Here is a 2,287-nt window from a genome sequence, read left to right on the forward strand (position 1 = left end):
CTAGGGGCTGTTGCGAAAGTGCCAGTCACAGCCACTCGTTGCGCCGCGGGAGGTCACCGGGCCGACCGGCCGTGATCACGACGGACAGCGGCTTGCCCCCACGGGGTAAGGTCCCGCAAGTGGAGATCATGGACTTGACCGCACTGGAACGTCGCCTCTGTCAGGCCTTCCCCCGCGGGGAACCGATCGAGCTCCGCCAAGCCCAGGACGAGGACCCGGAGGATCCCCGCGCATGGGGTCCCGAGCGAACGGTCCGCGCCGAGGTCATCCGCACCCTTCTCCTCAGCGATCCGTCCGAACCCGGCGAAGTGCCCGCCCTCCACCTCACCGGCGCCCGGATCGTCGGCGTCCTGAACCTCCAGTATGCGGAGATACCCCACCCCGTCCGCCTCACCGCCTGCCACTTTGAGCAGACGCCGGAGTTCCACGGAACACAGACCAGCCTGCTCGACCTCAGCTCGTCACACCTCCCCGCCCTCAGGGCCACCGCCATACGCGTCAATGACGTCCTGCGGCTCACCGACTGCCGCATCCCCGGGACCGTGCAGTTGGGCAGCGCTCAGGTCACGGGCGGAATCTTCCTCGACCGCGCCCGCCTCGGTGTCGACGGTGAGCCCGCACTCGAGCTCAGCCAGGCTTCCGTCGGCAACGACATCTGGGCGCCCGGGCTCGTGGCACTGGGCGAGATACGCCTGGGATCTGCCCGTATCGAGGGCACTCTCGATCTTGAGGACGCCCACATCGAGAACCCAGCGGGCGATGCCCTCAATGCCGCTCACCTCACGGTCGGAGCAAGACTCAATGCGGGCGGCCTCCACGCCGAAGGCCGGGTCAGGCTCACCGCGGCCAAGGTCACCGGCTGGCTCACGTTCATCGAGGCCCGGCTCCGCAACCCGGGAGGTGTCGCACTGGGAGTCAGCAGCTGTGAGGCAGCCGGGTTCTCGCTCTGGGACGCGGCCCCGGTCTCCGGCGACGTCAAGATGCACTACTCCAACTTCAAGGTCATCCACGCCAAGCCCGAGGTCTGGCCCGCCACCGTGCGGCTGGAGGGTCTGACGTACGAGACCCTCGCTCCGCGCCTGCCCGCCGCACAACGACTTGCCCTGCTTGAGCGGGACGAAGACGGCTTCGTTCCTCACGCCTACGAGCAGCTCGCGGCCGTGTACCGCCGCGTCGGTGACGACGCCGAAGCCCGTGCCGTCCAGCTCGCCAAGCAACGCCGGCACCGCACCACGCTGCCCTGGTACGGAAAGCTCTGGGGCCACCTCCAGGACGCGACCGTCGGCTACGGTTTCCGCCCCACCCGTGCCATGGCCTGGCTCCTGGCCCTGCTGCTCCTCGGCTCCGTCGCCTTCGCTCTCCACCACCCGCGCCCGGCCGAGCGCGGCAAAGGTCCGGAGTTCAATCCCGTCGTCTACGCACTCGACCTGCTCCTGCCCATCGTCGACTTCGGCCAGGAGAAGGCATTCACTCCCACCGGCCTCTACCAATGGCTGTCCTATCTCCTGATCGCAGCAGGCTGGATCCTCGCCACGACCGTCGCCGCCGGGGTGACCCGCAACCTCAACCGCCCATGACCCGCCCTGCTTGGGAACCGCGATTTCGTGGTTCCCAAGCAGACGGTCCGGCGTCGTTTCCACCTCTCGCAACAGGCCCTAGGGGTGTCGCGAAAGTGCTGGTCACAGCCATTCGTTGATGGCTGCGATCAGCACGGTCGCTTCGTAGCGGACGGCAAGTTTGTCGTATCTGGTGGCAACGGCCCGGTGCCGCTTGAGCCGGTTGATTCCGCACTCGACAGCGTGCCGCTGCTTGTAGTCATCCTTGTCGAACGCCGGCGGCCGCCCGCCACGCGATCCGTGCTTCAGCCGGTTGCGGACCCGGTCCGCCGGCACCGGAATCGTGGCCTTGATCCCGCGTCTGCGCAGGTAGGAACGGTTGCTGCGGGAGTCGTATGCCTTGTCGGCCCGGACCCGGTCCGGACGCTTGCGCGGCCGGCCGAGTCCCAGCCGGGGGACCCGGATCGCTTCCAGGACCGGCTCGAACTGGGGTGAGTCGCCGCGCTGCCCAGCTGTGATCACCACGGACAGGGGCTTCTGTCCCTGCTCGACCGCAAGGTGGATCTTGCTGGTCAGCCCGCCCCGGGACCGCCCGAGGCCGTGGTCGGCCGGCTCGACGAAGACACCGCCGGGCGGTTCCTTCTGGAGGTCCCCTTTTTCGCCGCCCCGGCGGCGTGCTGGTGGGCCCGGCAGACGGTGGAGTCGACGTTGACCTCCCAGGTGATCAGGCC

General features: G+C 68.5%; 2 protein-coding genes. One reads left to right on the forward strand and one right to left on the reverse strand.

The window, feature by feature from the left end:
* Nucleotides 1-128 precede the first annotated feature (128 nt).
* Nucleotides 129-1,577: a membrane-associated oxidoreductase gene (locus ACZ6C1_RS38960; protein WP_469247761.1), complete on the forward strand. Its 1,449-nt coding sequence runs from the start codon at nucleotides 129-131 to the stop codon at nucleotides 1,575-1,577.
* Nucleotides 1,578-1,679: 102 nt separating this feature from the next.
* Here ACZ6C1_RS38960 and ACZ6C1_RS38965 read toward each other — a convergent pair.
* Nucleotides 1,680-2,287 (reverse strand): IS5 family transposase (locus tag ACZ6C1_RS38965; protein ID WP_469247764.1); only part of this gene is annotated, 608 nt, incomplete at its 5' end.

The organism is Streptomyces sp. NPDC041796 (genome assembly GCF_055590785.1).